This is a genomic window from Streptomyces sp. NRRL S-118, from assembly GCF_000716335.1.
In the GTDB taxonomy this organism is placed as follows: Bacteria; Actinomycetota; Actinomycetes; order Streptomycetales; family Streptomycetaceae; genus Streptomyces.
Window position 1 is genome coordinate 135,182 of the sequence record NZ_KL591020.1, and the last position, 7,286, is coordinate 142,467.

General features: G+C 71.0%; 5 protein-coding genes. 2 read left to right on the forward strand and 3 right to left on the reverse strand.

Annotation, left to right across the window (positions count from 1 at the left end; translation table 11 throughout):
* Nucleotides 1-247 precede the first annotated feature (247 nt).
* Together hisS and IH00_RS0127710 are read right to left on the reverse strand one after the other, a co-directional pair.
* Nucleotides 248-1,510 carry a histidine--tRNA ligase gene (hisS, locus tag IH00_RS0127705; RefSeq protein ID WP_031078283.1) on the reverse strand — a complete coding sequence of 421 codons (1,263 nt, stop codon included), beginning with the start codon at nucleotides 1,508-1,510 and terminating at the stop codon, nucleotides 248-250.
* A gap of 12 nt (nucleotides 1,511-1,522) precedes the next feature.
* Entirely contained in the window at nucleotides 1,523-2,239 is a 717-nt protein-coding gene (locus IH00_RS0127710) for an MBL fold metallo-hydrolase (protein ID WP_031078285.1), read from the reverse strand.
* A 152-nt stretch (nucleotides 2,240-2,391) separates the two neighbouring features.
* Between IH00_RS0127710 and IH00_RS0127715 the strand changes: the two genes are divergently transcribed.
* Together IH00_RS0127715 and IH00_RS0127720 are read left to right on the forward strand one after the other, a co-directional pair.
* Nucleotides 2,392-3,171, forward strand: coding sequence for a peptidylprolyl isomerase (locus IH00_RS0127715; RefSeq protein ID WP_031078287.1), 780 nt, complete (start codon nucleotides 2,392-2,394; stop codon nucleotides 3,169-3,171).
* Between the two features lie 219 nt (nucleotides 3,172-3,390).
* The gene (locus tag IH00_RS0127720) at nucleotides 3,391-4,620 is read left to right on the forward strand and encodes a DUF349 domain-containing protein (RefSeq protein ID WP_031078290.1); all 1,230 of its coding nucleotides are present in this window, start codon (nucleotides 3,391-3,393) and stop codon (nucleotides 4,618-4,620) included.
* Nucleotides 4,621-4,675: 55 nt separating this feature from the next.
* Here IH00_RS0127720 and IH00_RS0127725 read toward each other — a convergent pair whose 3' ends face one another.
* A complete protein-coding gene (locus tag IH00_RS0127725; RefSeq protein WP_031078291.1) occupies nucleotides 4,676-7,159 on the reverse strand; it encodes a RelA/SpoT family protein in 2,484 nt (827 codons plus the stop codon).
* Nucleotides 7,160-7,286: the final 127 nt, after the last annotated feature.

A 7,286-nucleotide genomic window follows, 5' to 3' on the forward strand; every position in this document is an offset into this window, starting at 1 on the left:
GCCGCCAGCAGCCCCGCCGCGCCCGTGACCACCAGCATCCACGCGAACGCCCGGCCCGCTCCCGTGCCCGTGCCGGGGTCCGAGGACACCTCGTCAGCCGTCGCAGTCGTCATATCGCCGTTCCTCGTTCGGGGGCCGGTGGGGCAGAGGTCATTTTGCCGCACGGGGGCGGCTGTCCGCCGTTCGGTGGACATAAAGGGAGGCGAGGACCGGCCACGTCCGGTCCTCGCCTCCCACCGCGTGGTCGTCAGGCGTAGCGGGTCTGGAGCACCTGGACGATCTCGTCCACGGCCACCGCCTGCTGCTCGCCGGACTCCATGTCCTTGAGCTGCACCACACCGTCGGCGAGGTCGCGCTCGCCCGCCACGACGGCGTACCGCGCGCCGGACCGGTTGGCGTTCTTCATGGCGCCCTTGAGGCCACGGCCGCCGAAGGAGAAGTCCGCCGCGACGCCCGCCCGGCGCAGCTCGGTGACGATGCCGAACAGGACGCGGCGCGCCTCCTCGCCCAGGGGCACGGCGTACACGCTGGTGGCCGCCGGCAGGTCGAGGGCGATGCCCTCGGCCTCCAGCGCCAGCACCGTGCGGTCGACGCCGAGCGCCCAGCCGACGGACGGCAGCGCGGGGCCGCCGATCATCTCGGACAGGCCGTCGTAGCGGCCGCCGCCGCCCACCGCGGACTGCGAGCCGAGGCCGTCGTGGACGAACTCGAAGGTCGTGCGCGTGTAGTAGTCCAGGCCGCGCACCAGCTTCTCGTCGTCCTCGAAGGCGACGCCCGCCGCGGTCAGCAGCGCGCGCACCTCCTCGTGGTAGGCCTTGCACGCGTCGCACAGGTAGTCGCGCAGCAGCGGCGCGCCCCCGAGCTGTTTCTGCACCTCGGCGCGCTTGTCGTCGAGGACGCGCAGCGGGTTGATCTCGGCCCGGCGGCGGGTGTCCTCGTCGAGGTCGAGGCCGCGCAGGAAGCCCTGGAGGGCCTCGCGGTAGACGGGGCGGCACTCCTTGTCGCCGAGCGAGTTCAGCAGGATGCGGAACTCGCTCAGGCCGAGGGAGCGGTACGCCTGGTCGGCCAGGATGATCAGCTCGGCGTCGAGGGCCGGGTCCTCCGCGCCGATGGCCTCGGCGCCGACCTGCGAGAAGTGCCTGTAGCGGCCTGCCTGCGGCTGCTCGTAGCGGTAGTACGAGCCCGAGTACCAGAGCTTGACCGGCAGGTTGCCCTGCCTGTGCAGGTTTGCCTCCAGCGCTGCGCGCAGCACGGACGCCGTGCCCTCGGGGCGCAGGGCGAGCTTGTCGCCGCCCTTGGTCTCGAAGGCGTACATCTCCTTGGTCACGATGTCGGTGGACTCACCGACACCGCGCGCGAACAGTTCGACGTTCTCGAAGCCGGGCGTCTCGACGTAGCCGTAGCCGGAGGCGCGCAGCGGGACAGCGATCGCCTCGCGGACCGCGAGGAACGTTGCGGAACGGGGGGGCAGAAGGTCGTACGTGCCCTTGGGGGCCTGAAAAGTACTCACGGAGGTCTCTCGTCACATTCCTCGTCGGGGAGCGTCGCTGGTGCTCCCCGTCTGACGGCCGGCGGCCACCTCCCGCAGGAAGGGGTTGGTGGCGCGCTCGCGGCCGATGGTGGTCTGGGGGCCGTGGCCGGACAGCACCACGGTCGAGTCGTCGAGCGGCAGGCACACGCGGGCCAGCGACGCGAGCATCTCGTCCATGTCACCGCCGGGCAGGTCGGTGCGTCCGATGGAGCCGGCGAAGAGCAGATCGCCCGAGAAGAAGACGGGCGGGATGTCCGCCGCCTCGGGCATCGCGAAGGTCACCGACCCCTTGGTATGGCCGGGCGCGTGCGCGACGGAGAACTCCAGACCCGCCAGTTTCAGCTTCGCCCCGTCGGTGAGCTCGTGGACGTCGTCCGGCTCCCCCACGGTCAGCTCACCCATGAGCGGCATCCCGATGGAACGGCCGAGGGCCTTCTCCGGGTCGCTCATCATGTACCGGTCGGCGGGGTGGATCCACGCGGGTACGTCATGGGCGCCGCAGACGGGGACGACGGACGCGACGTGGTCGATGTGGCCGTGCGTGAGCACGACGGCGACGGGCTTCAGCCGATGCTTCCTGAGCGTCTCCTCGACTCCCTGGGTGGCCTGGTGGCCCGGGTCGATGATCACGCACTCCTCGCCGGCGGCGGGGGCGACCACGTAGCAGTTGGTCCCCCAGGCCCCGGCGGGGAACCCGGCAATGAGCACGATCGTCCTTAAGAGTCGTCCGGCGGAATGTCTGCAGGAGGAATGGCAGCAGATCAGAGCCTACCGGCGCTGCGTGTTCCACAGCCAACCCGTATACGGTACGGGCACACTCCGCCAGGACAGGTACGGACGACCGACAAGGAGAAGACCCGGTGGTCACCAGCGATCAGCGGCGGCGCCAGCTCGCCAGGGAGAAGTACGAGCGGCAGCTGCAGCGCCGTGAGGAGGCCCGTAGGAAGGCCAAGCGCCGCAACGCGATCATCGCCGCCGCGCTCGCCGTGGTGCTGGCCGCGGGCGCCGCCGCGTACGCCTCGGTCGGGCTCTCCGACGGGGACACCAAGAGCGACGACGCGACGGCCTCCGGCTCGCCCTCGCCCGGTGGGAGCGCTTCGGCCGAGCCGAAGATGGCGATCGACGCCAAGGCGAAGTACACGATGGCGCTGCGGACGAACCACGGCGACGTCAAGGTCGCGATGGACGCGGCCAGGACACCCCGCACGGTGAACTCGTTCAAGCACCTCGCGGACAAGAAGTACTTCGACGGGACCAAGTGCCACCGGCTCACCACGCAGGGCATCTTCGTGCTCCAGTGCGGCGACCCCACGGGCAACGGCACGGGCGGGCCCGGCTACACCATCCCGGACGAGAACCTGAACGCCCTGGGCAAGCCCGGCGCGGACGGCGCGGTGACCTTCCCTGCCGGCACCGTGGCGATGGCCAACACCGGTCAGCCCGGCAGCGGCGGCAGCCAGTTCTTCCTGGTCTACAAGGACACCAAGCTGCCCCCGCAGTACACCCCCTTCGGCACCATGGACGCCGCCGGCCTGAAGGCGGTCCAGGAGATCGCCGCGGGCGGGGTCGAGGGCGGCGCCACGGACGGCGCGCCCAAGAAGGCCGTCACCATCGAGAAGGCCACCGTCACCAAGGCATGAGGCCTGGCCGGGCGCACCGTCCGGCTCCGGGCGGGGCCGAGGCGTGAACTGATGGATTTCGGTCGCGCTGAGTGCGGACAGCCGGGCGGCCGGTCGCCTAGATTGGCGTTGTGCAGCGCGGGTCGAAACGCGCTGTGGAGGGCGGGCGAGGCCCGCCGGGAAACTGTGGACGATGCCCGGGGGCAAACCCCTCGCGCGGCATCATGTGGAGGAGGCGCTGTGAGCAGCGACCCGTGGGGCCGCGTCGACGAGACGGGCACCGTGTACGTGCGTACAGCCGACGGCGAGCAGGTTGTCGGATCGTGGCAGGCCGGATCTCCCGAGGAGGCACTGGCCTACTTCGAGCGCAAGTACGAGGGCTTGGTGGTCGAGATCGGCCTCCTCGAGAAGCGGGTGAAGACCACCGACCTGTCGGCCAAGGACGCGATGGCCGCGATCGACCACATCCGCCACCAGGTCGACGAGCACCACGCCGTCGGGGACCTCGAGGCGCTGCGCAAGCGGCTCGACAAGCTGGTCGAGACGGTCGAGGCGCGCCGTGAGGAGCGCAAGGCCCAGAAGGCGCGCCAGACCGACGAGGCGCGCAAGGCCAAGGAGGCGCTGGTCACCGAGGCCGAGGAGCTGGCGCAGAGCGAGCAGTGGCGGGCCGCGGGTGAGCGGCTGCGGGCGCTGGTGGACACCTGGAAGGGCCTGCCGCGGCTCGACCGGAAGTCCGACGACGAGCTGTGGCACCGTTTCTCGCACGCCCGGTCGGCGTTCTCCAAGCGGCGCAAGGCGCACTTCGCCTCGCTGGACGCGCAGCGCGAGGAGGCCCGCAAGGCCAAGGAGAAGCTGGTCGCCGAGGCCGAGGCGCTCTCCGGCTCCACCGACTGGGGGGTCACGGCCGCCCGGTACCGCGAGCTGATGGCGGAGTGGAAGGCGGCGGGGCGTGCGCAGCGCGAGCACGAGGACGAGCTGTGGAACCGCTTCCGCGGTGCGCAGGACGTCTTCTTCGCGGCGCGCAGCGAGGTCTTCGCGGAGCGGGACGCAGAGCAGGCGGAGAACCTCAAGCTGAAGGAGGAGCTCGCCGGCGAGGCCGAGAAGCTGGTCCCGGTGACGGACCTGAAGGCGGCCCGCGCCGCCTTCCGGACCATCAACGAGCGCTGGGAGGCCATCGGCCACGTACCGCGTGACGCCCGGTCGAAGGTCGAGGGCCGGATGCACGCCGTGGAGCGGGCCATCCAGGAGGCCGAGGAGGCCGAGTGGCGGCGGACGAACCCCGAGGCGCGCGCGCGTGCGGAGGGTCTGACGGGGCAGCTCCAGGACGCGGTCGACAAGCTGAAGAAGCAGATCGACGCGGCCCGCGCGGCGGGCAACGACGCCAAGGCCGACAAGCTGGCGCGTGAGCTCGAGGGCCGTCAGGCGCTGCTGGACCAGGCGCTGAAGGGCCTGCAGGAGTTCGGCGGCTGATCCCTGCCGGGTGTGGAAAGGGCCTCCCTCCCGGGAGGCCCTTTTCCGTGCGTCGTCACGGCCTGCGAGCCGAGGTCACGCGGTACACGTCGTACACGCCCTCCACGCCCCGTACCGCCTTCAGGACGTGCCCCAGGTGCTTGGGGTCGCCCATCTCGAAGGTGAAGCGGGAGGTGGCCACCCGGTCGCGGGAGGTCTGGACGGCCGCCGACAGGATGTTGACGTGCTGGTCGGACAGGACCCGGGTGACGTCCGACAGGAGCCGGGAGCGGTCCAGGGCCTCGACCTGGATGGCGACCAGGAAGACCGAGGACTGGGTCGGCGCCCACTCGACGTCGAGGATCCGCTCGGGCTGCTGCGACAGCGAGTCCACGTTGACGCAGTCGGCGCGGTGAACCGATACGCCGCTGCCGCGGGTGACGAAGCCGATGATCGGGTCGCCCGGCACCGGGGTGCAGCAGCGGGCGAGCTTCACCCAGACGTCCTCGACGCCCTTGACGACCACGCCCGGGTCGGCCTTGGCGCGGCGCTTGCCGCGGCCGCGGCTCGGCGGGGCGGACTCGGCGATGTCCTCGCTGGCGGCCTCCTCGCCGCCGAGGGCCTGCACCAGCTTCTGGACGACGCCCTGGGCGGCGACGTGGCCTTCGCCGATCGCCGCGTACAGCGACGAGATGTCGGGGTAGCGCATCTCGTGCGCCAGGGTGACGAGCGAGTCGCCGGTCAGGATGCGCTGGATCGGCAGGTTCTGCTTGCGCATGGCGCGCGCGATGGCGTCCTTGCCGTGCTCGATGGCCTCGTCGCGGCGCTCCTTGGAGAACCAGGCGCGGATCTTGTTGCGGGCGCGCGGCGACTTGACGAAGCCCAGCCAGTCGCGGGACGGGCCGGCGCCGGCGGCCTTGGAGGTGAAGACCTCCACCAGGTCGCCGTTGTCGAGGGTCGATTCCAGCGGTACGAGGCGCCCGTTGACCCGGGCTCCTATGGTGCGGTGGCCGACCTCGGTGTGGACGGCGTACGCGAAGTCCACCGGGGTGGCGCCCGCGGGCAGCGCTATGACGTCGCCCTTGGGGGTGAAGACGAAGACCTCGTTGCGGGAGAGGTCGAAGCGCAGCGACTCGAGGAACTCACTGGGGTCCTCGGTCTCCTTCTGCCAGTCCAGCAGCTGGCGCAGCCACGCCATGTCGTTGATGTGGTCGTCCTTGCCGGCCTTCTTGGGTACGTCGGTGCGCACCTTGGAGGCGCCGGCGACGGCCTCCTGCTTGTACTTCCAGTGCGCGGCGATGCCGTACTCGGCGCGGCGGTGCATGTCGAAGGTGCGGATCTGCAGCTCGACGGGCTTGCCGTTGGGGCCGATGACCGTCGTGTGCAGCGACTGGTACATGTTGAACTTCGGCATCGCGATGTAGTCCTTGAACCGGCCGGGGACCGGGTTCCATCGCGCGTGGACGGTGCCGAGGGCGGCGTAGCAGTCGCGGACCGTGTCGACCAGGACGCGGATGCCCACCAGGTCGTAGATCTCCGCGAAGTCCCTGCCGCGGACGATCATCTTCTGGTAGACGCTGTAGTAGTGCTTCGGGCGGCCGGTGACGGTGGCCTTGATGCGGGCGGCGCGCAGGTCGGCCTGGACCTCGTCGGTCACTATCGCGAGGTACTCGTCCCGCTTGGGGGCGCGCTCGGCGACGAGGCGGACGATCTCGTCGTACATCTTGGGGTAGAGGATCGCGAAGGCGAGGTCCTCCAGCTCCCACTTGATGGTGTTCATGCCCAGGCGGTGGGCGAGCGGCGCGTAGATCTCGAGGGTCTCGCGGGCCTTCTTCTCCTGCTTCTCCCGCTTGAGGTAGCGCATGGTGCGCATGTTGTGCAGGCGGTCGGCGAGCTTGATGACCAGGACGCGCGGGTCCTTGGCCATGGCGACGACCATCTTGCGGACGGTCTCGGCCTGCGCGGCCTCGCCGAACTTGACCTTGTCGAGCTTGGTGACGCCGTCGACGAGGAGGGCGACCTGGTCGCCGAAGTCCTTGCGCAGCTGCTCCAGGCCGTACTCGGTGTCCTCGACCGTGTCGTGCAGGAGACCCGCCATGAGCGTGGCCGGGTCCATGCCGAGCTCGGCGAGGATGGTGGTGACGGCGAGCGGGTGCGTGATGTACGGGTCGCCGCTCTTGCGCTTCTGGCCCCGGTGCCAGCGCTCGGCGACCTGGTAGGCACGCTCGATCTGGCGGAGGGTCGAGGTCTCGATCTTGGGGTCGTTGCTGCGGACGATGCGCAGCAGGGGTTCGAGAACCGGGTTGTACGGGGACGAGCGCTGCACTCCGAGCCGGGCGAGGCGGGCGCGCACGCGGTTGGAGGAGCCGCCGGAGCGGGCGGCGGACGGCGGGGTGGGCTTCGGGGCCGAGACGGGCGTCGGGCCGGTCGCGCGCTGCGGCGCCGCCGACTTGGGCGTACCCTCCGCGGGCTTGTTCTGGGGCGTGGCTGGGGCCGCCGCGGCCTGGTCGGCCCGCTGGTCGGGTTTCGCGGCGGAGAGTGGCTGGGCCTCGTCTGGCAAGAGCGCTCCTCGTGCGGGTCCGGGTCCCCCGGTCGAGCCCGGACACCCATGGTATCGACCCGGGCGGGCCGGTGCTCACGAGCCCGTACCGCACGACGACGGCGGGCGTCCCGGGGTGGTCCCCGGG